The sequence below is a fragment of the Bradyrhizobium sp. RP6 genome, assembly GCF_003837805.1.
Taxonomy (GTDB): Bacteria; Pseudomonadota; Alphaproteobacteria; order Rhizobiales; family Xanthobacteraceae; genus Bradyrhizobium.
Genome location: NZ_RQIT01000001.1, coordinates 850,703 through 870,907, shown reverse-complemented (window position 1 = coordinate 870,907; position 20,205 = coordinate 850,703). Strand labels below are relative to the sequence as shown.

Sequence of the window (20,205 nt, the reverse complement as noted above, 5' to 3'; positions counted from 1 at the left end):
CCAAGGGGTAACAGGCGACCGACCCGCTCCCCACCCTGCCGAATTTCGCTGCGGCCGTTCGGCCGTGGTCTAGGATCGTGACTTTGCTGGACAAAATTCGAAATACAGGTCATGGGATTCGACGGGAATTTTCCGCCGCATTGGAGACCCATTTGGACGCCATCAGCTAGCGCGTCCGCGAGGTCTCGGCGCGGACGGTCAGCGGATATATTGGGGAATTCATGCGGCAACGGGTGTTCGAGTTACGAAATGCGGTCCTGCGGCAGTTCGCCGCCACCTTGGCCGTCTCCTCCTTGCTCGTTCTGATCGGTGTCGGCGGAGCCACCGCCCAGAGCGGCACACCGGCCCCTGACCAGGGCAAGGCCGCCACCCAGCCGGCCGACGCTGCCGCCAAGGATGCCGCCCAGAACCAGCGCCGTACCGACGAATTCGCGGAAGCTGCCCAGGTCATCAACGGCCCGGCCGGCAACCCCGAATGCGTCTGGCTCGGCCGGCGCGTGGTGCGGCTGATGTGGCGCGACGACCTCGACACTGCGTTCCGCCATCTCGACCTCTACGACCGCTTCGGCTGTCCCGGCGGCCACATCCAGGCCGCCTTCCGCTGCCTGACCCGGTTCGGCGCCCAGATCGATCCCAAGGTGGCCGAGACCCTGGACAGCCGTGTGCACGCATGCTGGATCAACCCGGCCGCCCAGCCGCAGCAGGCGGCTGCCGCGGCCCCTCAGCCGGCTGCGCCGGCGGCGGCCAATTCGCCGGCGCCGCAGCCGGCCGCGAGCCCCTCGCCTGCGGCAAGCCCGTCCCCGGCGCCCCCGAAATAGCCGCGATCGTTTCAGCTGTCGTTCAGGAACGATCGGCCATAGACGCGGTTGGCACCGCCGCGCGTCGTTCGAAAAAGGCCATGCCCTCATAAGGACATGAGGCCATGACAGTTGTGAAACCGCGCGGCGGAGATATGCTCCCTTTGCCGCGGACTCGGTCGGATCTCGGGGTCGGATCCGCTTCCCTGCCACCTCAGCCCCTTTTGGTTTAGCCGCGATGCGCGTTGTCGCCGCCGTTCTGTTGCTCGTGTCTGCACTCCACGCAGGGCTATGGGGGGTCTTGCGCGACAAGGAACCCGCGCCTGATTTCAAGGGCCTCCTGCCCAGCGTCTCCTACGCGCCGTTCGAAGGCTCGGCCCACCCCGACATCGACAACATCCCGACGGTCGAGAAAATCCGCGCGGACCTGAAGACGCTGTCGACCATGACGCGCGCGATCCGTCTCTATTCGTCCACGGGCGGCGTGGAACTGGTGCCGCCGATCGCCGCCGAGTTCGGCCTCAAGGTCACCGTCGGCGCCTGGATCGACAAGGACAAGGATCGCAACGAGCGCGAGATCAAGGCCGCCATCGACCTCGCCCGCAAGAACAGCAATGTCGTCGGCGTCGTCGTCGGCAACGAGGTGATCTACCGCGGCGAGCAGAAGGTCGAAGACCTCATCGACATGATCAAGAAAGTGAAGGGCGCGGTCCGCGTGCCCGTCACCACCGGCGAGATCTGGAACATCTGGCGCGACAATCCCGACCTTGCCTCCAGCGTCGATTTCATCGCCGCCCACGTGCTGCCCTACTGGGAAAACTTCCGCTCCGACCAGGCGGTCGACCAGGCCGTCGACCGCTACAACCTGCTGCGCAACCTGTTCCCCGGCAAGCGCATCGTGATCGCCGAGTTCGGCTGGCCGAGCCAGGGCTACAACCTGCGCAATGCCGATCCCGGCCCGTTCCAGCAGGCGCTGATCCTGCGCGACTTCGTCACCCGCGCTGAAGCACTCGGCATGGACTACAACATCGTCGAAGCGATCGATCAGCCCTGGAAATTCTTCGAAGGCGGCGTCGGTCCCTACTGGGGCATCCTCAACGCCAGCCGCGAGCCGAAATTCGCCTGGACCGGCCCGGTGGAGAACCCCGACTATTGGAAGCTGATGGGCATCGCGCTGCTGGTCGGCGTCCTGCTGTCGCTGCCGATTCTGCGGATCCAGAAAGCCACCGCGAAGCAGGCCTTCCTGCTGTCAGCGACCGCCAACGGCGTCGGCGCCTGGGCCGCGACCGTGTTCGCGTTCTGGAACAGCCACTACTTCATCTTCGGCTCGGCCTTCGCGCTGACGCTCGGCATGATCCTTCTTGTTCCCCTCGTTCTCATTGCGATGGCGCGCATCGACGAGATCGCCGCGGTCGCGTTTGGCCGGCCGCCGCAGCGGCTGCTCAGCAAGGGCAAGCCGGTCGCGAACGTGCCCGAGAACTACTATCCGAAGGTCTCGATCCACATCCCCGCTTATTTCGAGCCGGTCGACATGCTCAAGCAGACGCTGGATGCGCTGTCGATGCTGAACTATCCGAACTACGAATGCGTGGTCATCATCAACAACACGCCGGATCCCGCCTTCTGGCAGCCGATCCAGGACCATTGCCGCGCCCTCGGTGAACGCTTCAAATTCATCAACGCCGAGAAAGTGCAGGGCTTCAAGGCCGGCGCGCTGCGCATTGCCATGGACCGCACCGCCGCCGATGCCAAGATCATCGGCATCCTCGATGCCGACTATGTCGTCGAGCCCGACTGGCTGAAGGACCTCGTGCCTGCTTTCGCCGACCCGCGCGTCGGCCTCGTGCAGGCGCCGCAGGAGCATCGCGACGGCGATCTGTCGATCATGCACTACATCATGAACGGCGAATATGCCGGCTTCTTCGACATCGGCATGGTCCAGCGCAACGAGGCCAACGCCATCATCGTGCACGGCACGATGTGCCTGATCCGCCGCGCCGCGATGGACATGGCCGGCGGCTGGTCGAGCGACACGATCTGCGAGGACTCGGATCTCGGCCTTGCGATCCAGGAGCTCGGCTGGGTCACGCATTACACCAACACCCGATACGGCGCGGGCCTGTTGCCCGACACCTACGAGGCCTTCAAGAAGCAGCGGCACCGCTGGGCCTATGGCGGCCTCCAGATCGTCAAGAAGCACTGGCGCCGCTTCCTGCCGGGTGCGAGCCGGCTGACGCCCGACCAGAAGCGCGAATACGGCCTCGGCTGGCTGAACTGGCTCGGCGCCGAAAGCCTCGGCGTGGTCGTGGCGCTGCTCAACCTCGTCTGGGTGCCGATCGTCGCCTTCGCCGACATTGCCATTCCCGACAAGATCCTGACGCTGCCGATCATCGGCGCCTTCGTCGTCTCGCTGGCGCACTTCCTGTCGATGTACCGCGCCCGCGTCGCGATCAAGCCGGGCCAGATGCTGGGCGCGATGATCGCGGCGATGAGCGTGCAGTGGACGGTGTCGCGCGCGGTCGCGCAGGGCCTGATCACCGAGCACATCGCCTTCGCCCGCACCTCCAAGGGCGGTCTCAGCCGGATGTCGATCGAGTTCCAGGCGTTCTGGGAAGCCGTGATCGGCTCCCTGCTCTTGATCGGCGCCGGCGTGCTGGTCGCCTCCAACAGCTTCCGGCAGATCACCGAGATCTACATCTTCGCCGGCGTGCTGGTGCTGCAGAGCCTGCCGTTCCTGGCCGCGGTCGCCATCGCCATCCTCGAGCTCAGCCGCATCAACTCGTTCCAGTTCTGGCGCGACAGCGCGATCCGCACCGCCGAGCTGATCGGCCTCCGCCCGGTCGCCCTGCCCCCCGTCGGCGCGCCGCAAACTGTGCCGAGCGAGGTGCGGCGGGAGACGAACTGACGGGCAGGAGGCCATCCTCGCTGTTGGGCGTGGATGGCGGCCGGCCAATCAGGTTGAGATTCCCGGCCTAACCAGCGGAAGCAGCTAGCGAATCCCCGCTCCTGCCATGAACTTCGGCAACCACCCGCACTATTGACCTCCGCAGCCACTCCCCCTACACAGCGCGGGCCGAGAGTATGATCCGGAAACGGCCGGTTTTTCCCCGCGACGCAAGCATAAGAAGCGCAGCGGCAAGACATGCTTCTCGAATGTCCGACCACGATGGCGATCTCATTCGAAGCCATCAGCGGCCATGGGAGCGCGTAGCTCAGCCGGTAGAGCACGTGACTTTTAATCACGGGGTCCTGGGTTCGAGCCCCAGCGCGCTCACCAAATAAGCTAACAAATTCAAATAGATACCGAATCACTCCGCTCTGCTACTCGATTGCTACACAACTCTTGTAGCACCTGTGTAGCAGTGGCCGTCACCCGATCACCCGATAGCTCTTGGCCCGCTTCCGCCTCGCCCCCCGGCGCGGCCTTGCCCCGGTTCAGCGCCCGCATGATCCCGATGCGTGCGAACAAGATCGGCCAGTTCGGGCCGAGGTTCTTAAACTATCTTTGCGCTGGCGCAAAAAGTCAGCTGATACGATCAGGCAAGGTGCCCCAGGGCAAAATCCTTCTTTGGAAGGCCTCGATGCCGGGCTACCGACTTTATATTCTGGATGAGAGCGGGCACATCGTGGACCGTCTCGATCTGAGCTGTCCAAACGACGAGGCGGCGAAGTTTCGCGCCGGGCAGCTGGCGAAATGTCAAAGCGCTGAGCTTTGGCTGCTTGGTAGACGGGTGGCAAGCTTCAAGGTTCGCTGCCAACCGTATCAGGGCGACGGCGTAGGGCCGTGAGGAAACGGCTGGCATTGCTGCTGGCGTGTGTCCGCTGTGGGACACCGTAGTTCTCCTAAGTCAGAACAGGCCTCGAACAAAACGAGTATCTACCGCCTCGGACAACCCTCCCTCGGCTCTCCAACCCTCCCGACGATGGGGCGATCAATGAAGGACATGCGGACCCAAGCGGAGAAGCTACGCACCGATGCGGCCGAATGCGCTCTGATCCGCGATCTCGCGACGGACACAAAGAAGCGCGACCTGTTCACGCGGTTGGCCGACCATCTCAACGCATTGGCAGCGGAGGTTGAACGGGCAATAGAACAGTCGGAAGGTAGAGACCCTGCCACGCAATGATCCAGCGCCGGGTTAAGGATCGGCGCCGGATCAGAGCTTGCCAGTAAGGGTTATCCGGGTGTGCGAGGCCGGACATTACATCTTTAGTTAAGGCCTCTTAAGCAAGCGTTACCCAATCTCCGCACGCCCGCGAGCCGCACTGGGAAATTTCCCAATAGGAAGGGGACGGCGCCGTCGGCTTTGATCCGTCACTTCTTTTGTTAAGCTCTTGGAAAACGACATGCTCCGCCTTCGCGCGCTCGACCCTGACGATTACATCGTGTTTGAAGACGGCCAGATGATCGGCCGCATCCGGCTTGCTCGCGAGCGGTCACCAGAGCTCTGGCTGTGGACCGTGGTCGTTTCCGTGCCGGGTGCACCGTCTGGCAATGCCGAGAATATGGAGCAAGCCAAGTCGAAGTTTGAGACCGCCTGGGAAGCGCTCAAGAGCGAGCACGGATCGGAGCAGATCGCAAGGGCGTTCGAGCAGATGAATGTGGTCAACCGGATGGGACGGTTTGAGCGGTGATCAGCGCGGCGCGGAGGTGCGGCCGGATTTTTCGAACACGCCAAGGTCATCCGACATGATCGAAACTTCGACCCGCGTTGCATTGGGATGCTTAATCGTCGTGACCTTGTATGGACCTCAAGCCTAGCTCTTATCCGTCCCGCTCACCGCCGCTCATCTCTTTCGTTGGGCAACTCCGGAACGTCATCAAACATTGCTACGGTGCGCTCCATTTCCGCAATGCAGGTTGCGAGCGCAACGCGATAAGGCTCAAGGCTCCTGCTATCCTTGACCCAATCGGCTGCCTGCAATTGCTTCAGAGTTCTGATCGGATCGATCAAGGTTTCACGGACGGCTTCGCCATAGGTGGCGGCATCGGCCCAACGCCTTGAGATTGGCCATGCAAGTGCTGGCGGGAATGCTGGCGGCGATGGCAGCGTTGATGCTCTATCTCAATTGGAAGACGCCCAGCAGAGAAGTGCGTCGCCCTCTTGTATTCGGGTTTGGATTTTCTTTCTGCTAGTGGCTTCTTTCATGTATGGCGTGGACGAAGCCCGATCTGTAATTGCCGGACCAATCGTCAATGTCTACAAGCTTCAGCTGAAGAGCGGTGAAACAAGACAGGCTGCGATCTTTCGGACTTTCGAAAAGGCGTCTTGATTTGGAGGAGCGATATCAAAACTGCTGAGCTACTCCGCTGGGAGCAGATAGATTCAATGAGCCGCGTTGTGGCTTTTGATCGCGTGCCACTGATTTGTCGGCACCTCCAGCTATTCTGCGAGCAGCGCACCGACCCCTAACAAGCGGCTTTGCTTCCCTCTTACTCTTCATCAAGGTGCATTGCTGCCCACGGCAGACCGCCGTCACCGCGAACAAACAGCCATGGTTTTGAATCCGGAAAGCGTTCGGCCGTGGTGAACGTCCCGACGCCCAGAAGTCCATCAGCTCGTCGCGGTGGGCTTCCCAGTCCTCCAATGGGAAAAGCCGCAGCGTGGTTCCAGCCCCCACTGCGGCCATTCCCGACAAAAATAGAATCTGGTACTTAAATCGCGCCGGTGTTCTCTTCATAGAACACCCCGTTCCGAAAATGGATTCCGTATAACTACCGGAGTGCGATGTTCTACGCATTGCCGCCCGGATACGAATATGGCACGGCTCAGCTTCCAGCCCCCAAATGCTCCCGGCTGCCGATTCAATTGCGGATCAGAGCGCCGGGAGTGCCGGGACGGGCGAGATGAAGTGGCGGCCTGAAGTCCCGTCTCGCAAAAAAGAGAAATCTGCCGACGCTGCAAGTCAACGGGTCGGTTGTCGCCGCTCAAGTCGCGTGCGTGCCAGGCTGCGCGCGCCTACTTTCGCGCAACGCCAGCGATGCACAAGGCGCCATCAGCTGAAGCCGCGCTGACAATCCGGCAGAAGCGCGGCTCGCGTGTCGTCGGAATTCGATTCTGCCCCTCAGCGCTTCGGCTGGCTTACCGCCATCGCCTCGCATCTGCGGCTGTTCCAACCGCCCTCCCCCAAAAGCCAGGAGACAACCCGCCGGAAACGTGTAGCATTCAGGAAAACCGGAGGGACAGCATGTTTGAAATCAACGGTTTCGACACGGCGGGCGTCGTCAGTCTCAAGCGGCTGTCACTCGCCGCCGCCCTCAAGAAGGCCAAGGAGCTTGTTCAGGACGGCTGCCGGGACGTTCGGGTCGTTGATCCCAGCGGCCGCGTCTATACTTCGTTTGACGAGAAGGCTGCCTAAAGCGCGATGCGATCAGGATGAATCGTCATCGCGCTTTAGGTTGTCGTTTAAGCACGATCTCCGCGCAAACGGGTTCCGCGTTTGTCGCGAAGGAAAACCGCTGCGCACTTTTCCGGATCATGCTTTAGTTCCGGGCGATCGCCGGCGCCTGTCGCCGCTATCCGCCTCGGCCGACGTTCGACGAGGCATTGTCGAGCCAGCGCCGTGTTGCTTCGTCACTCCAGCCCGGGACCGCGAAGCGGGCCGGCGGTGTCGTGTTCGTGCGCGGCCGGTCCACCGCAAGTGGGCGTGCGCGCGGGCGATGCACTGTTGCTGCGTCTGCGGCGGTGCACAGCACGAGCGACAGACCCATGAGACACAAGGCAAAGAGAGAGCGCATCGCGTCAGCTCCGATCGTGCAATCGTTCCGTCATGTGTTGCACCTGTCGGTTCACCACAATCGACCGCGCCTTCACAAGCAGGCGAGACGAGCGCGGGCTCTTGCGGCGGCGCCGGCAATCGTCAACGCGCGCACGCGATGCCATTGCCAGTCTGTTCGTTTGGGCGCAGGCTCTCTCCAGGCGCTTCAGACGCCGTACGGGAGAGACACATGAAGGAACCGGGCCTGGATGGTCGCCACCGCGACAAGGACGGTCAGATCAGCAAGAAGCACGGCAACGCGCTGGTCGGCACATTGCGCAAGATCTACGGAAAGGGTTTTGCGGCCGGCTATCCCGACGCGGCGCAGCTCAGCGAGGTCCTGGCCCACCTGAACGAGACATCGCTGAGCCAGCTGCGTCGCGATCACGACACCGGGCATCTGGGGCACAAGATCGATCACGCCTTGAAGTGAGGCCTCGCGGTCAGAGCAGCCATCGAAGGCGCGCATCCAGCACCAGTTACTGGCGTTCCTCGTACTTGTTGCAGCGGCCATCGCCCTGTTGGACCCGGCTGAGCTCCTGAAACGGCGGATCACAACGCAGGAGCGTGTACACCCTGTAAGAGGGCGGTGGGACGCGCCAGCAGAGATTCTGGCCCGCTGGGATCTTGTACGTGTCTCCGTTCGCCAGCGTATAGCTGCACGAGGCGTCCGGGCCGCTCACCTTCCCCTCCGCTTGGGCCTGGGTCAGCGAAGCCAACGCGAGGAACATCACCAACACTCTGCGCATCTTGTCCTCCGCACTTCTGATCGCACACCAATGGAACTGGGATGCGGACATCGCTTGAGCAAGACACAGATTCCTGAAAAGCACGTCGGGGCAGTCAAGCCTCACCCAGCACGCTTTAAATCAGGAAACAAGGCCGGGCGCGGAGATGAACGATCTTCCGATCTTCAGCTTTCCGGCGCTGAAACCGTCGCCGGCACACTCAGCGGCGCCCCTCCCACCGAAACCGGCCCCAGGGGCTTCGACGGCCGCACCAGCCGTTTGCGCATCGCTGCAGATAGTCCGTAACGGGCATTCGCGCGCCGGATCGAGGAGGTGACGTCCGACATCATCACATTTTGCAGCGAGTCGACCTTCGCGATCAGCGTGGACAGCTGCGAAGATATCTTCTTCACATCGACCCGTTCGTCCGTGATGCTCTGCCGCAGCGACAGCAGCACCAGTGAGTCCTGCTGCAGCAGGGCTGCATTTTGCTGCAAGGCGTGGTTGTTCGCCTGCAGCGAATCCGTGTGTTGCTGCTGGGCGGATTGAATGTCCTTCAAGGCAGCGACGACCGGATCCGGTTCTGGCGCAGGCGCTTCCCGGCGCGGGAGCAGCTCAGCCAGGCTGCCGACATTCAGCGACGGCAAACCGGACGACGACGTATAGACGGCCGCCGCGCCATTGATGGCGAGGGCACACACCGCCAGCAGCAGGAGCGGTTTCCGGCCGGATCGCTTGATCGGCACGGGAGCTTCCGGGGCTGCGGGGTCGTGCGCGGCTGCGGCTGCAAGCGCGACCGCGTCGAGTTCTTCGGCGAAGCTTGGCGTTTCCAAGGACGTGGTCATCTGCATTGACCCCAATGAGCGAGCAACAGGACGCCGTCGCCGGAACGTCCTCGTGACGGCTCCTGTACGCAGCACCCATCTCCAACTGTCTAAAATTGTGGGCTTTTTGGATTAATTCCACGTTAGCGGCCTGGCCGGCTGACGGGCCCCGACATCCCCGACAGACTACGGGGTCTGCGCTAAGCAGTCACTCCGGACCGCCGAACGGGCGGCTCCGCAGCAGCAGCTTCCCTCTCGCGGATTTTCCGAAGTTGGCATCATGCCACTGTTTTGCCCGACAGGTCAAACGGGCTTTTTGCGCCTGATTGCAGAAGACATTGCGGCAGAAGCACTTAGCTACTGTGCATGGGGTTGTTTTCGCGTTTCTTGCAGCTCACCCCTCATCCAGCACCTCGAACAGCTCCTCCACCCGCTCGAACGGCGCGTCGCGCATCGGACTGTGATGGACCACCCGATCGCCGTCGCGTTGCAGCGACTTGCCTCTCGATTTCCGCAAGCGGCCCGGCAGGAATGTCGCTGCCACCGCCTCGGGACCGACGTCGAGGCGGATGATGCCTCTGCGCTTGCACTCGATCCTGAGCTTCGCTGCGGCGAAGAAATCGCGCGCCACCTTCGGCAGGGGTCCGAAGCGGCGGGATGTCTCCTCCTCGAGGTCGTCGAGATCGTCCTCGCTGCTGCACCGTGCGGCGCGCGCATAGAGCTCGAGCCGCACCGGCTCGGATTGCACATAGGTCTCGGGGAGCATGTCTCCGACCGGGAGGTTGAGGTCGGGCACCCACACCGCGGCGCGCTCGTCGGCCTTCTCCGAGGCCATCTTCAGGAGATGGCTGTAGAGCACCGGCCCGAACACCTGGACGTGGCCGGACTGCTGCTCCGAGAACAAATCGCCCGCGCCCCTGAGATCGAGATCGCGCTCGCTGATGGCAAAGCCTGCGCCGGGCCGGCTGAACTCCTCGAGCGCCGCCAGCCGCTTGGCGGACTGCCCGGATTCCGTCTCGGTCAACAGATGGGCGAAGGCGCGGATGCCGCTGCGGCCGACGCGTCCGCGCAGCTGATGCAGTTGGGCAAGGCCGAACTTTTCCGGCCAGCACACCACGATGGTGTTGGCGCGGGGAATGTCGAGGCCGCTCTCGACGATGTTGGTCGCGAGCAGGACGTCGGCCCCGCCCTCGACGAAGCTCATCATGCGGTCGTCGATCTCGTCGGCAGGCAGTTTGCCGTGCAGACAGACGATGCGCAGATCCGGCGCCACCGCCTGCACCCGCGCCAGCATCGGATCGAGATCATGGATGCGCGGACAGATCAAAAAACTCTGCCCGTGGCGACGCTGCTCGCGCAGCAGCGCGGAGGCGATGGCGGCATCCGACAGCGGCGCGATCCTGGTCGCGACCGGAAGCCGGTGCACCGGCGGCGAGGCGATCACGCTGAGGTCGCGGAAGCCGGCAAGCCCGGCGGCCAGCGTCCGCGGGATCGGTGTCGCGCTCATCATCAGCACGTGGACGTTCTTGGCGAGGCCGGCGAGCTTGGCCTTCTCGGCCGCGCCAAAATGCTGCTCCTCGTCGATGATGACGAGGCCGAGATCGTCGAACTTGACGTCCTTGCCCGTGAGCGCCTGGGTGCCGACCACGACCTTGATCCGGCCGCTACGCAGGCCCTCCCTGGTCTCTCGCAGCTCCGCGCCGGCCGTGGCCCGCGACAGGTTTCCCACCTCGATGTCGAACGGCGCAAAGCGCTTCTGGAACGTTGCCACGTGCTGCCGGGCCAGCACCGTCGTCGGCACCGCGATCGCCACCTGCTTGCCTGACAGCACCACTGCCGCGGCTGCCCGCAGCGCAACCTCGGTCTTGCCGAAGCCGACATCGCCGCAAATCACCCGGTCCATCGGATGACCGGATGCAAGATCATCCAGCACGTCGCTGATCGCCTGGGCCTGGCCGATCGTCGTGAAGTAGGGGAAACGCGCGACGAACTTCTCGTAGGCCGATCCCGGCGGCACCAGCTTTTCGGCGCGCCGCCGCCGGCGCTGGCTGATGTGCTTGGCGAGCACCTTGCCGGCAAGCTGGATCTCGCGCTCGGCCTCGCCGCGGCGGGCCCACCATGTGCTGCCGTCCGCCTTGTCGAGCGCGAGCTTGCCGAGCTCGGCTGCATAGGGCCACATCAAGGCGAGATCGGGCGGCGGCACCAGAACCGCATTGTCGCCCGCGAACTTGAGGCGGATCATCTCGCGCATGGCGCCGCCGCCGGTGTTGACGGTCTGCAGGCCGTCGAGCACGGCAAGGCCGCGCTGGAGGTGGACGACCACCGTGCCCTGCTCGGGGACATCGGCATGCTCGAAGGCCGCGCTCCAGGCGCGCGCCATCGGCTGCGGATGATGCGCGCGGCTGCCGAGCACGTCGGACGCCGTCACCACGACCAGGGGCTTCTTCCCCGGCACGACGAAGCCGGCATCGAGATCGGCCAGCAGCGCCGCCTCGCCGCCCCGCCCGCGCACCGCCTCCTCCCAGTCGTCGCAGCGCTCCGTCTTGACGCCGCTCATCCGCTCCATCACGCGCAGATCGTCCTCGTGCGCGGCGACGAGGATCAGTCGCGATCCGCCGCGGCGTGTCTCCTCGACAAAGCCACGCAGCGCCTTCCTGGAGGACGTCAGCTTCGAAAACTCCGGGATGTGCTGGAAGGGCGCCGTCCGCGGGAGCACCTTCATGCCCTTGGAGAGCTGCTTCCAGTCGCGCCGTGCGAGATATTCACGCTCCCGCTCCGCCCGGCCAGCGGCCTCCTCGATCGTGTCCAGCCAGGCGTCGGCATGCAACGGGACGCCGGCATCCGCGATCCATTTGGCGCCCCCGCAATAGTCGAACAGGCTCGCGCGCTTGCCGCGTTTGCCGGCAAGGCCGAGCCGCTCCGACATGGGATCGACGAGCAGCTCGTTGGTCTCGAAGATGATCCTGTGCTCGTTGGGATCGAACGCCACGATCCGTTTGATCGCATGGTCCGAATGCTCGATCCGGAACGGCCCCAGCGCGCCTGCGGGAAATATCTCGAAGGTCTGCCCGTGGAATAGCGCCCCGCCCGGAAAGTCCGGCTCGTCGTCGAGATCGTATCCCAGGGCTTGAAGGCGGGTCTCGAGGTCTTGCTCGGAGAACGTGCCGCCCACCTTCAAGCTCAGGCTCAGGCGCGACAGGGTCGCCGGCGGCGGCAGGCGCTCCATCACCGCTTCCGCGGTCGAGACGAGAAACGGCGGCTTCTTGGATTTTGCAAGGCGCCTCAGCACGGAGGCTCTGCGCCCTGCGAGCTCGTGCGACGGCTCGAGCTGATCGAACGGCAAGGTGTTCAATCGCGGAAACACCAGCACCTCGCAGGACGGGTCGAACGCGTGAATGACGCTGCCCAGCCGCTCCGCCCTGTTCTCGCTCTCGGCGAGAAAGACGATCCCACTGCGCCCGGACTGCTTCCATTGTGCAAGCAGATGAAGAGCCATCATGCCGACAGGCGACGAAGACGAGATCGTGGCGCGCTGCGATCCTTTGCTCTTCTTCGACGCCTTCTTGGCGACCCTCGCCTTCTTGGAAAGCCTCACTTGAACCCGCTTCTGGTCTTAGACTGTAGCCAACTGAATGCGAGCCGCCCTCATGTCGAATCGGCAACTCGCCGCCATGCATATGGGATTTGCCCTGCGAACGCACCCCTCATGGCAACGTTCAAGGCGGCGCCGCGATCCCGATAATCTTGCTGTTGGTCGGCCTGCAGCGCGGAACTCATGCGGCCCGCGATCAGCATCGCTCGATGCAAGCGTTGCGGCTATTGAAGACGTCGTGCGCGCATGGAGCCACGAAAAAGCCCCAGCGCTTGGAGCCACACTGGGGCGTTTCGTTCGACATGAATAGGTTAAGCAATGACGCCTTCATAGCAGCGGTTTCGCCGCGCGCTTGTGAACTGGTTCACACACTAGCAAACGACCTCAGCGCGAGAGGCCCTGAGGTCGCCAACCTTTGTGGGTAAGGTTTTCTCGCGGCCCGGGGGCTTTGGGGCTTGGGGATGGGCCGTGAGCCAGGATTCGACGCGCGCCGTGCAGAGTCGTTCCAAAGCCGGCCGATCGGAGGACCAACGTACGGCGGCGCTCCAACCAGGCCGGAACGGGGTACCTCATCGCCCGGTTTGAGCGCGCACGCGCCGCGCGTTAGGATGCCCGCTTTGACGGAGGCTCATTTGAAGTCATTCATTTTCATCGGCGCCATCGCACTGCTTGCGACGGCCGCCCACGCACAGACGCTGGTCGATCCCAACAAGGTTGCTCCCGAATACCGCGAGGCAGCCGAGAAGCGCCGCGCCGAGCAGTTGCGCCAGCGTGAATGCGCGCTGAAGGCCGATCTCGAGAAGGTGCTGCCCAGGGATCGCACCGCTTTTCTCAACCATTGCTTGGAGACGATGGCGGCCAAGCAGTAACGGCAGCCGGCGTCTTGGCGCGATGCGCGCAAGGTCCGCGGTCATTTGCCGGGCATGCGATCAGCGGGATGAGAAGACTGGCTCAGCTGCGCCGCCGCTTCCTTGGAAACAGGCGGTCGCGGATGTAGCGCGAGGTCGGCGTCAGGCGGATGCCGCGGGGCTTCTGCCAGGCAGCGCGGTCGATCTCCTTCTTGTCGCCGATCGCCAGCCTGCCCTTAGCGGACTTGGCAATGAAGATCGCATCGCTCATCTTGCGGCCGGAGCGCTTGTTCCTGGCCTTCACTTCCTTCCAGAGGCTGATCCTGCCGAGCTTGAGCTTGGGCAGCTCCTCCTTGATCTCCCGCCGCAGGCAGTCCTTCTCCGACTCGCGCGCACGTTTGCGGCCGCCCGGGAACATCCAGAGGCCATCTGACCGGCGTCTGACCAACAATACCTTGCCGCGCCTAGCGGCAACCAGCTTGGAAGACTTCGCCATTGCTGCCGTAATCGAAAAACAGAATCGGGCCGATCGTAACTTGTCTAGTCGAACAGACAAGTTCGCCGCGCGTTTTGATCACAGGCCGCGAGCCATCGAGTCCTGCCGCGGCACGGCCGGCAGAGATCAGCCCTTGCCCGCCTCCGCGCGGTCCTCGGTCTTGATCCAGGCCACCATCATTTCCCAGGCTACCGACAGGATGATCGGCCCGATGAATAGACCGACGATGCCGTGGGCCAGCGTGCCGCCGATCACGCCGACGAAGATCACGATGGTCGGGGTGGTCAGGCCCCGCCCCATGACGAGCGGCTTCAACATGGTGTCGATGAAGCCGACGAGGACGAAAAACACGGTGAGCAGCAACGCCGTGGTGACGTCCTTGGCGGTCCATATCCAGATGATCACCGGCAGCAGCACGAGGAAGGCACCGATCTGCACGATCGAGAGCAGCAGCACGATGAAGGCGAGAAGGCCCGCGCTCGGCACCGAAGCGAGCTTGAAGCCGATGCCGGCGAGCAGCGCCTGCACGATCGCGACGCCGATCACCCCCTGCGCCACGGCGCGGATGGTCGCGCCCGCAAGCCCCAGGAAATGCTCGCTCTGCTCCGGCACGATGCGAAACAGGAAGCCGCGGCCGGCCGCAACCAGCCTCGGCCCATGCGGAAACAGGAAGCCGGCCACGAACACGGAGACGAGAAATTGGAGCGTGCCGACACCGGCATCTCCGGCAAGCGAGAGCAGCGGGCCCGCCAGCGGCTGGAGATACGGAGCCACCTCGCGCACCACCGCCCGGACGTTGTTGTAGGCCTGGTCCCATAGCTCGAAGAGCCAGGGGCCGACGAGCGGCCACGATTTGAGCTGCTCCGGCGCCGACTGGAGCACGAGGTCGCCGGTGCCGAGCTGGTGCGCCAGTTCGCGCACGCCATCCACCGCGCTGATGCCGAGCCAGGTCGCCGGGCCGATGACGATACCCAGCGTGATCAGGGTCAGGATTACTGCTGCGGTTTTGGGCCGGCCGCCCAGAATCTTGGCGACCCAGCTGAACGCCGGATAGAACGCGACCGCCAGCACGCCGCTCCAGGCCAGGATCGGCACGAACGGACGAATGATCAGGAAAGTCCAGATGATCAGCAGGCCAAGCAGGCCGAGCCGGATCACGAGCTGGATGATGTCCTCTCCCGTCAGCAACTGACGGAGGCTTTTCACGGGCACAGCTTTCCTTGCGGCATGAACGCAACTTCCGGCGCTTGCACGGCCCGGCCGTTATTGCCAGCAACGCATCCGGCGTCAAGACGACTGGAACTGACCACGCCCGCGCTCAGGAACATTCGGGCCACTCCTCGTTCCGAGACGATGACGCCCCGTCCTGGCCTGCGCCCCAGCCCGGCTTTGCTAACGCCCGTTAACCGGATTTTCCAGCGCCGGTTTACGCAGCTGCAAACGGTGGTGACTACCGTGGCTCGAGGTCACCGAAACACCTTCTGTGCAATGGCCAACAGCATCTGGACGATCGAAGAGTTCACCTGTGCGGGTTGCGGCATGAACTACACCGCGACCAGAGAGGAGCACAGCGAGGCACACACCGGCAGTTTCAAATGCGGCATCTGCAGCGGTGTCGTGCACGCCTGGTCCGGCAAGCATCATTTCTTCGGCTGGCAAGCCGTGAAGACGAGGCCGCCGGTGTTCGGGAAGCGCTGGTCGGGCGTCGAGTGGTAGGCCGCCCGCGGCATCGCAGGATCGGCCGAATTGCACCGGCGCCGTTTGCACTCCGTTCACCGGTCGCCGCTAGATCAGGTTGGATTCTCCGCGCCGAACCCCAATTATGGCCGACCTCAACGCTGTCCTGACCAGGCTCAACGACCGTCTGCTCCGCCTCGAGGGCGAGCTGTTCGTGCTGCGCTCGCTGGCTCGCGCGACGCTGACGGCCGGCGACGACCATGCGGCCCGCATGCGCAAGCTGGTCGAGGCTGCGAAGGTCGCGCTCGACGACGAGGCCAAGCGCCCTCTCGACAAGCCGACGCGCAAATATGTCGATGCGGCAACCGCACTGGTGGAGGAGCTGCTGGTCGAGCCGACCCCTGCGCGGCCGCTGTTCACGGTCATCGACGGCGGCCGTCGCGACTGAGCGACAGGCGCGCTCCCCCGGCGAACGGTCAGCGCCCATACATGCCGCGAGCATGCGCGACGCAGACCTCTAGATCGCCCTGGAATTCTCGGCCTTGAGCCGGCTGAGCCCCGCCTCGATGATCGCGATCTCCTCGTTGATCTGACCGATCGGCAGGCTGAAATCATAGCCGGCCCTGCTCTTCAGATCGACCGCGAGCCGCTGCCTGTGCATCATCAGCTCGTCGAGTCCGCGGCGGTTTTTCAGACGCACATAGGCGTCGACAATCTGCTCGATTGCGCTCGGCATGAAATCTGTCCCGTCGAAAAGGCCCGGCTGCGCGCCCACGCCGGCAGGCGTTTTCAGTGTCGCGGTACGCAATACAAATCCGCGACGGATTCGTCGATACGCCAGGCTGGTTGAGATCGTGTTACCGCCGGACGATTTCGTGATGCGTGGCCTGAAAAGGCCGCCGGCGATCACGCCGACGGCCTAGGCCGGGTTCGAAAATGGATGCGGGTTGAAATGTAGCCAGCCCCGGTCGGGGCACATTATCAGCCGACCGAGGATATCTTTGTTAAAATCGAAACACAGGAACCGCTTGTCGGCCACTTATCGTCCGACCGTGGCGGCGCGGCAACGCTAGTCCGTGACGCAAAAATGGGTGCGCCGACGGCTCGCGCCCGGCGCATTGTTGATAACCCACGCAAACGCGGCGCGGGTGGTGACAGGGCGTGCGGACGTGTTATCGGGGGATAACGCAGTTGCGAAACGGATCGGACACCCATGCGCATTACCCTCGTCGGCTCCCGCCATTTCGGCGTGACCACCCTGAACATGCTCCGGGAGCACAGCGTCTCGGTCGTCCGGGTGGTGGTCGCCGATGCCGAGGATCGCCTCGCCGCGACCGCCAGGGCCGCCGGCATCGAGGTCGTGGTCCAGGCCAATCCGAAGCTGGTGGTGGCGTCCGAGATTGCCCCCGACACCGATCTGATCATCACCGCGCACAGCCACGCCCGGATCGGCAGGGACGCGCTCGCCGCCGCCAAGCTCGGCGGGATCGGTTATCACCCCTCGTTGCTGCCGCGCCATCGGGGCAAGGCCGCCGTGGAATGGACCATCAAGGAAGGCGATCCGATCGCCGGCGGCACGATCTATCATCTTGCCGATCGCATGGACGCTGGCGCCATCGCCGCCCAGGATTGGTGCTTCGTGAAGAAGGGCGAAACCGCACGGGAGCTTTGGGAGCGCGCGCTGGCGCCGCTCGGGCTCAAGCTGTTGGCCGATGTGATCGACTACGCCAAGGTTCACAAGGCGCTGCCCGCCAAAGCGCAGGACGAGCAGTTCGCGACCTCCGCGCCGAGTCTCTCCTGACGTTTACCCTTAACGTGAACCCGCGTTGACTCTGCTTCGAAAACCGGAGTCGGGATCCCAAATAAACCATTGTGCCAACAGGAACAATTTTCGATTTGGCAACGCAACAAATTTCCGTCACATTTCGCCCGAATAAGCGTCAGCATATCAGACAAATTCAAGGACGGAATTTATGCGTTTCGGTCGCATCGCGGTGTTCTGTGCCGCTTCAGTTTTCGCCGGTACCCTCGCCGCCCCTGCCTTTGCCCAGAGCCCCTATGACGGCAATTGGCAGGTCACCATCGTGACCAAGAGCGGCTCGTGCGAGCCGACCGCGAGTTCCATGCTGACGGTTGCCGACGGCAAGATCACTGCGCCCGGCGCTAACGTTTCCGGCACCATCGGCCGCGAGGGACTTGTGAAAGTTTCGATCAATGGTGCATATGCCAACGGTCAACTCAACGGCAACGCCGGATCGGGGAAGTGGAATGGAGCATCAGCAGGCATACCGTGCAGCGGGCGCTGGGAAGCATCGCGCCTTTAAACCAACGCAGGTTCGTGCCCGGAACCGGCGGCTGCTGATCGCAGCCGCCGTATTGTTTGCGGCCGCAGTCGCCAATTCCGAAAGCAATGCGCAGTCCGGGCCGTTTGCTCCGATGGCGGGAAGCTGGAGCGGCGGCGGCACCGTCAGCCTCGAGGACGGATCGACAGAACGCATCCGCTGCCGGGCCAAATACGCTCCGGTCGGCCCCACAATGGAAATGACGCTGACCTGCGCCAGCGATGCCTACAAGTTCATCCTCTCCGCCAACGTTCAGTCGGCGGGTGGTGCCATTTCGGGAAGCTGGAGCGAGGCCAGCCGCAACATCTCTGGCTCGCTCCAGGGCCGCGGTGGCGGCGGAAACTTCGAGGTGGTCGCCTCTGCCGCCGGCTTCAACGCCAACATCGCGCTGAGGACGCACGGCAACAAGCAGACCGTCACGATGCGCGCGGACAGCCAGTTCCGCGGCGCCAACATCTCGATGTCGCGCTAAGGCGGACCACAATTATCACAATCGGCCCGGCGGACTCGCCGGGTCTTTTTTTATGCGCTCGGCACGAACGCCGTGACCTCGATCTCGACCTTGGCCCGGTCGTCCACGAGGCCGCCGATATACAGCAACGTCGAGGGCGGGAAATTGCGTCCGAGCGTTTCCTTCCAGGCCGCACCGATGCCGGCACCGGCCGCTTCATATTCGCTGCGGCTGGTCGGGTACCAGGTCAGGCGGACGATGTGCTCGGGGCCGGCGCCGGCCTCGCCCAGGAGCTTGACGATCCGCTTCAGCGCCGTCGCGACCTGCGTTGCCATGTCGGGCGCGTAATTGCCGGCCTCGTCGCCGCCGGTCTGGCCGGCCAGAACCACCCAGCGTCCGGGACCGTCGACCACGACGCCATGGGAAAAGCCGCGCGGTTTTTTCCACTCGGCCGGCTGCAAGATATGCATGAGCGACACTCTCCCTATCTTCTCGTTGCTTGAGATGCCTAGCACGATCCCCTGCATCGCTGCATCCGCAGATTTGGCCGTTGCAAACGCCGGCGATGTCGCCGATACCGACCGTCCTTCCGGTTTCCATCCTCAGCATCCTGCCCCGATGAGCACGACACCGTCCAAAACGATGGCTGCACTGTGGATGGCCGGCTGGCTGTCGCTGATGCTGGTCATGGCGGTTGCCGGGCGCGAGACCACGCGCGAGCTGAACGTCTTTCAAATCATGGAAGTGAGATCGCTGGTCGGCTTCTTATTGCTGTCGCCGATCATCTACCGCGCCGGCGGCTTGAAGGTGTTCAAGACATCGCGCCTGCCGCAGCATGTCGGCCGCAACCTGGTGCACTATGTCGCCCAGCTCGGCTGGTTCTTCGCGCTGACGCTGATTCCGATCGGCCAGGTGGTGGCAATCGAGTTCACAATGCCGATCTGGACGGCAATCCTCGCGGCCAGCTTCCTGTCCGAGCGGATGACGCCATGGAAGATCGCCGCCATCGCGCTCGGACTCGTCGGGGTGATCGTCATCGTCCGACCGGCGACGGGCGAGATCAATCCGGGCCAGCTCATCGCGCTCGGGGCCGCCATGGGATTTGGCGTCTCGATGGCACTGGTCAAATCGCTGACCCGCACTGAAAGCGCGCTCTCGATCCTGTTCTGGATGTTGGTGGTGCAATCCGCGGCAGGCTTCATTCCGACGCTGTTCGTCTGGACCTGGCCATCGGTCTATGTCTGGGCCTGGGTCGGCGTGATTGCAGTCTGCGGCACATTTTCACATTATTGCCTCGCCAGCGCGATGCGCTACGCCGACGCGACGATCGTGGTCCCGATGGACTTCCTGCGGGTTCCACTGACCGCGGCCGCCGGCTGGCTACTGTATTCCGAGCGGCTCGACGCCTGGACCGTGTTCGGCGCGGCGCTGATCCTGGTCGGCAATCTCCTGAATCTGAAGCCCGCCTCGCCCGTTGCCGCTCGCGCGCAGTGAACCTCTCGCCGCCTCGCGCGACAAAACGAAGTAGCCGTGTGATCTGGATCACGTTGGAGGGGCTCTCCATCGTGCACATTCGGCCACACAGCAGCGGGTTGAACGCAACGGACTGCCCTTTTGGTGGCACGAAGTCGGGCACTTCGTGTAGGTTCTTTGCCAATTTGTTGCTGCCTGCAATTCGATTCTGGGGATTT

General features: G+C 63.7%; 21 protein-coding genes and 1 tRNA gene. 15 read left to right on the top strand and 7 right to left on the bottom strand.

Annotated elements, in window-relative coordinates; translation table 11 throughout:
* Nucleotides 1-221: 221 nt before the first annotated feature.
* The 6 genes from EHH60_RS04565 to EHH60_RS04540 all read left to right on the top strand — a co-directional run bounded on the left by EHH60_RS04565 (nucleotide 222) and on the right by EHH60_RS04540 (nucleotide 5,432).
* Nucleotides 222-818: a beta-1-3, beta-1-6-glucan biosynthesis protein gene (locus EHH60_RS04565; protein WP_124158250.1), complete on the top strand. Its 597-nt coding sequence runs from the start codon at nucleotides 222-224 to the stop codon at nucleotides 816-818.
* A gap of 217 nt (nucleotides 819-1,035) precedes the next feature.
* On the top strand, nucleotides 1,036-3,702 hold the full coding sequence (locus EHH60_RS04560; RefSeq protein ID WP_124158249.1) for a glycosyltransferase: 2,667 nt from the start codon (nucleotides 1,036-1,038) through the stop codon (nucleotides 3,700-3,702).
* Nucleotides 3,703-3,998: 296 nt separating this feature from the next.
* Nucleotides 3,999-4,074 (top strand) — tRNA-Lys (locus EHH60_RS04555).
* 169 nt (nucleotides 4,075-4,243) lie between these two features.
* Entirely contained in the window at nucleotides 4,244-4,585 is a 342-nt protein-coding gene (locus EHH60_RS04550; protein ID WP_124158248.1) for a hypothetical protein, read from the top strand.
* A 147-nt stretch (nucleotides 4,586-4,732) separates the two neighbouring features.
* On the top strand, nucleotides 4,733-4,924 hold the full coding sequence (locus EHH60_RS04545) for a hypothetical protein (protein WP_124158247.1): 192 nt from the start codon (nucleotides 4,733-4,735) through the stop codon (nucleotides 4,922-4,924).
* Nucleotides 4,925-5,132: 208 nt separating this feature from the next.
* On the top strand, nucleotides 5,133-5,432 hold the full coding sequence (locus tag EHH60_RS04540; protein ID WP_245454384.1) for a hypothetical protein: 300 nt from the start codon (nucleotides 5,133-5,135) through the stop codon (nucleotides 5,430-5,432).
* Nucleotides 5,433-5,575: 143 nt separating this feature from the next.
* Here EHH60_RS04540 and EHH60_RS37055 read toward each other — a convergent pair whose 3' ends face one another.
* Nucleotides 5,576-5,752, bottom strand: a complete 177-nt coding sequence (locus EHH60_RS37055; protein WP_158626712.1) for a hypothetical protein — start codon at nucleotides 5,750-5,752, stop codon at nucleotides 5,576-5,578.
* Between the two features lie 1,234 nt (nucleotides 5,753-6,986).
* Here EHH60_RS37055 and EHH60_RS37400 point away from each other — a divergent pair.
* Together EHH60_RS37400 and EHH60_RS04530 are read left to right on the top strand one after the other, a co-directional pair.
* Nucleotides 6,987-7,157, top strand: a complete 171-nt coding sequence (locus EHH60_RS37400; protein ID WP_199751286.1) for a hypothetical protein — start codon at nucleotides 6,987-6,989, stop codon at nucleotides 7,155-7,157.
* Nucleotides 7,158-7,746: 589 nt separating this feature from the next.
* Nucleotides 7,747-7,989 carry a hypothetical protein gene (locus EHH60_RS04530; protein ID WP_124158245.1) on the top strand — a complete coding sequence of 81 codons (243 nt, stop codon included), beginning with the start codon at nucleotides 7,747-7,749 and terminating at the stop codon, nucleotides 7,987-7,989.
* A gap of 480 nt (nucleotides 7,990-8,469) precedes the next feature.
* On the opposite strand, the gene EHH60_RS04525 is transcribed toward EHH60_RS04530, so the two are convergent.
* Both EHH60_RS04525 and EHH60_RS04520 read right to left on the bottom strand, forming a co-directional pair.
* Nucleotides 8,470-9,135: a hypothetical protein gene (locus EHH60_RS04525; protein ID WP_199751285.1), complete on the bottom strand. Its 666-nt coding sequence runs from the start codon at nucleotides 9,133-9,135 to the stop codon at nucleotides 8,470-8,472.
* Nucleotides 9,136-9,502: 367 nt separating this feature from the next.
* Nucleotides 9,503-12,607 carry a DEAD/DEAH box helicase gene (locus EHH60_RS04520; protein ID WP_124158349.1) on the bottom strand — a complete coding sequence of 1,035 codons (3,105 nt, stop codon included), beginning with the start codon at nucleotides 12,605-12,607 and terminating at the stop codon, nucleotides 9,503-9,505.
* 725 nt (nucleotides 12,608-13,332) lie between these two features.
* Between EHH60_RS04520 and EHH60_RS04515 the strand changes: the two genes are divergently transcribed.
* Entirely contained in the window at nucleotides 13,333-13,569 is a 237-nt protein-coding gene (locus EHH60_RS04515; protein ID WP_124158243.1) for a hypothetical protein, read from the top strand.
* A gap of 82 nt (nucleotides 13,570-13,651) precedes the next feature.
* Here EHH60_RS04515 and EHH60_RS04510 read toward each other — a convergent pair whose 3' ends face one another.
* Nucleotides 13,652-14,044, bottom strand: a complete 393-nt coding sequence (locus tag EHH60_RS04510; RefSeq protein WP_124158242.1) for an NUDIX hydrolase — start codon at nucleotides 14,042-14,044, stop codon at nucleotides 13,652-13,654.
* 126 nt (nucleotides 14,045-14,170) lie between these two features.
* Nucleotides 14,171-15,250 (bottom strand): AI-2E family transporter, encoded by a 1,080-nt coding sequence (locus EHH60_RS04505; RefSeq protein WP_502697393.1) that lies wholly within the window; start codon nucleotides 15,248-15,250, stop codon nucleotides 14,171-14,173.
* Between the two features lie 282 nt (nucleotides 15,251-15,532).
* Between EHH60_RS04505 and EHH60_RS04500 the strand changes: the two genes are divergently transcribed.
* Nucleotides 15,533-15,760, top strand: coding sequence for a hypothetical protein (locus tag EHH60_RS04500; RefSeq protein ID WP_124158240.1), 228 nt, complete (start codon nucleotides 15,533-15,535; stop codon nucleotides 15,758-15,760).
* 106 nt (nucleotides 15,761-15,866) lie between these two features.
* The gene (locus tag EHH60_RS04495; RefSeq protein WP_027575377.1) at nucleotides 15,867-16,169 is read left to right on the top strand and encodes a hypothetical protein; all 303 of its coding nucleotides are present in this window, start codon (nucleotides 15,867-15,869) and stop codon (nucleotides 16,167-16,169) included.
* A 69-nt stretch (nucleotides 16,170-16,238) separates the two neighbouring features.
* On the opposite strand, the gene EHH60_RS04490 is transcribed toward EHH60_RS04495, so the two are convergent.
* Nucleotides 16,239-16,457, bottom strand: a complete 219-nt coding sequence (locus EHH60_RS04490) for a hypothetical protein (RefSeq protein ID WP_124158348.1) — start codon at nucleotides 16,455-16,457, stop codon at nucleotides 16,239-16,241.
* Nucleotides 16,458-16,934: 477 nt separating this feature from the next.
* On the opposite strand from EHH60_RS04490, the gene EHH60_RS04485 reads away from it, so the two are divergent.
* The 3 genes from EHH60_RS04485 to EHH60_RS04475 all read left to right on the top strand — a co-directional run bounded on the left by EHH60_RS04485 (nucleotide 16,935) and on the right by EHH60_RS04475 (nucleotide 18,535).
* Nucleotides 16,935-17,522 (top strand): formyltransferase family protein, encoded by a 588-nt coding sequence (locus EHH60_RS04485; protein WP_124158239.1) that lies wholly within the window; start codon nucleotides 16,935-16,937, stop codon nucleotides 17,520-17,522.
* Between the two features lie 172 nt (nucleotides 17,523-17,694).
* Complete coding sequence (locus EHH60_RS04480) at nucleotides 17,695-18,045, top strand: hypothetical protein (protein WP_124158238.1); 351 nt, start codon at nucleotides 17,695-17,697, stop codon at nucleotides 18,043-18,045.
* Entirely contained in the window at nucleotides 17,990-18,535 is a 546-nt protein-coding gene (locus EHH60_RS04475) for a hypothetical protein (RefSeq protein ID WP_199751284.1), read from the top strand. The genes EHH60_RS04480 and EHH60_RS04475 overlap by 56 nt, the downstream gene beginning before the upstream one ends.
* A gap of 50 nt (nucleotides 18,536-18,585) precedes the next feature.
* On the opposite strand, the gene EHH60_RS04470 is transcribed toward EHH60_RS04475, so the two are convergent.
* Nucleotides 18,586-18,984, bottom strand: coding sequence for a RidA family protein (locus EHH60_RS04470; protein ID WP_124158236.1), 399 nt, complete (start codon nucleotides 18,982-18,984; stop codon nucleotides 18,586-18,588).
* Between the two features lie 148 nt (nucleotides 18,985-19,132).
* Here EHH60_RS04470 and EHH60_RS04465 point away from each other — a divergent pair, with 148 nt between their 5' ends.
* Nucleotides 19,133-20,008, top strand: coding sequence for a DMT family transporter (locus EHH60_RS04465; RefSeq protein ID WP_124158235.1), 876 nt, complete (start codon nucleotides 19,133-19,135; stop codon nucleotides 20,006-20,008).
* The last annotated feature ends 197 nt before the right edge of the window (nucleotides 20,009-20,205 follow it).

What these genes read in the sequence shown, in the direction of transcription:
- EHH60_RS04565 (WP_124158250.1), top strand. Translation starts at nt 222, where the DNA reads ATGCGGCAACGGGTGTTCGAGTTACGAAATGCGGTCCTGCGGCAGTTC.
- EHH60_RS04560 (WP_124158249.1), top strand. Translation starts at nt 1,036, where the DNA reads ATGCGCGTTGTCGCCGCCGTTCTGTTGCTCGTGTCTGCACTCCACGCA.
- EHH60_RS04550 (WP_124158248.1), top strand. Translation starts at nt 4,244, where the DNA reads ATGATCCCGATGCGTGCGAACAAGATCGGCCAGTTCGGGCCGAGGTTC.
- EHH60_RS04545 (WP_124158247.1), top strand. Translation starts at nt 4,733, where the DNA reads ATGAAGGACATGCGGACCCAAGCGGAGAAGCTACGCACCGATGCGGCC.
- EHH60_RS37400 (WP_199751286.1), top strand. Translation starts at nt 6,987, where the DNA reads ATGTTTGAAATCAACGGTTTCGACACGGCGGGCGTCGTCAGTCTCAAG.
- EHH60_RS04530 (WP_124158245.1), top strand. Translation starts at nt 7,747, where the DNA reads ATGAAGGAACCGGGCCTGGATGGTCGCCACCGCGACAAGGACGGTCAG.
- EHH60_RS04525 (WP_199751285.1), bottom strand. Translation starts at nt 9,135, where the DNA reads ATGCAGATGACCACGTCCTTGGAAACGCCAAGCTTCGCCGAAGAACTC.
- EHH60_RS04520 (WP_124158349.1), bottom strand. Translation starts at nt 12,607, where the DNA reads ATGATGGCTCTTCATCTGCTTGCACAATGGAAGCAGTCCGGGCGCAGT.
- EHH60_RS04510 (WP_124158242.1), bottom strand. Translation starts at nt 14,044, where the DNA reads ATGGCGAAGTCTTCCAAGCTGGTTGCCGCTAGGCGCGGCAAGGTATTG.
- EHH60_RS04500 (WP_124158240.1), top strand. Translation starts at nt 15,533, where the DNA reads ATGGCCAACAGCATCTGGACGATCGAAGAGTTCACCTGTGCGGGTTGC.
- EHH60_RS04495 (WP_027575377.1), top strand. Translation starts at nt 15,867, where the DNA reads ATGGCCGACCTCAACGCTGTCCTGACCAGGCTCAACGACCGTCTGCTC.
- EHH60_RS04490 (WP_124158348.1), bottom strand. Translation starts at nt 16,457, where the DNA reads ATGCCGAGCGCAATCGAGCAGATTGTCGACGCCTATGTGCGTCTGAAA.
- EHH60_RS04485 (WP_124158239.1), top strand. Translation starts at nt 16,935, where the DNA reads ATGCGCATTACCCTCGTCGGCTCCCGCCATTTCGGCGTGACCACCCTG.
- EHH60_RS04480 (WP_124158238.1), top strand. Translation starts at nt 17,695, where the DNA reads ATGCGTTTCGGTCGCATCGCGGTGTTCTGTGCCGCTTCAGTTTTCGCC.
- EHH60_RS04475 (WP_199751284.1), top strand. Translation starts at nt 17,990, where the DNA reads ATGGAGCATCAGCAGGCATACCGTGCAGCGGGCGCTGGGAAGCATCGC.
- EHH60_RS04470 (WP_124158236.1), bottom strand. Translation starts at nt 18,984, where the DNA reads ATGCATATCTTGCAGCCGGCCGAGTGGAAAAAACCGCGCGGCTTTTCC.
- EHH60_RS04465 (WP_124158235.1), top strand. Translation starts at nt 19,133, where the DNA reads ATGAGCACGACACCGTCCAAAACGATGGCTGCACTGTGGATGGCCGGC.